Genomic DNA, 798 nt, shown 5'->3' on the forward strand with positions numbered 1-798 from the left:
GTGTCTTAACCCCTTGACCAACGGGCCTTATTGAAAACAAAATGTTTTGACAACAAAAAAGATTATATCATGTATTTCGAAGTATAGCAATACCTAAATTAATATATTTTCACTTTTCTCCTATAATAGCGTTAAAGTGATATCAAGCTTACTGGCTATCAACTCAACGACTTCTAAAGTAGTCAGGTTATTTGTGTCTAATTGATCTTTGAATACATCCTTATTAAGCCCTGTGAGGCATCTGTCGATCTGTTGAACGGCCCATGAGTCATTTCCTTCACCTCTACCACCCAATCTCTTGAGCAGCGTCTCTCGTGAGGCACACAAAGTAAAATGGTGAACCTCTAATCCCTCATTTATTAGATTACCAGCAATGTCCATCCAATATTCTGGGTTGACTATGGTCATAGGTACGATAACCGTTCCCCTATATTCGCTAGCTATGTATTTTAACATGGAATGGTTAATTTCACGCCAAAGATAATAGTCTTGAAAGTCACTTTTTGTCATCACATCAGGAATGTTTTCCCTTATGTAATACCCTACATTCTCTGGATCGTATACAAAAGAATTAGGAATTCTGCGATGTAATTCATATGCAGTTTCTGTCTTTCCCGCACCAAAAGCTCCATTGATCCATATTATCATGATCTTTATCCCCCATGAATAATCTATTAGTGACTCTATTAAAGCACATTATCATAAAAACCCTTACAAGCAAATACTCTGTACAAGGCATAACAAAAAGACCACTGTCGATGACTCAAAAGTGGTCTTGCGTGCTTGGCAACGTCCTAC

At 37.5% G+C, this 798-nt stretch carries 1 protein-coding gene; it reads right to left on the minus strand.

The features are described from left to right. Positions 1 to 120: 120 nt before the first annotated feature. Complete coding sequence (locus CA598_RS31685) at positions 121 to 648, minus strand: AAA family ATPase (protein ID WP_094874832.1); 528 nt, start codon at positions 646 to 648, stop codon at positions 121 to 123. Between the last annotated feature and the right edge of the window lie 150 nt (positions 649 to 798).

Source organism: Paenibacillus sp. VTT E-133291, from assembly GCF_002264395.1.
GTDB lineage: Bacteria > Bacillota > Bacilli > Paenibacillales > Paenibacillaceae > Paenibacillus_AQ > Paenibacillus_AQ nitricinens.

Coding starts and splice junctions, on each gene's coding strand:
- CA598_RS31685 (WP_094874832.1), bottom strand. CDS start 648: ATGATAATATGGATCAATGGAGCTTTTGGTGCGGGAAAGACAGAAACT.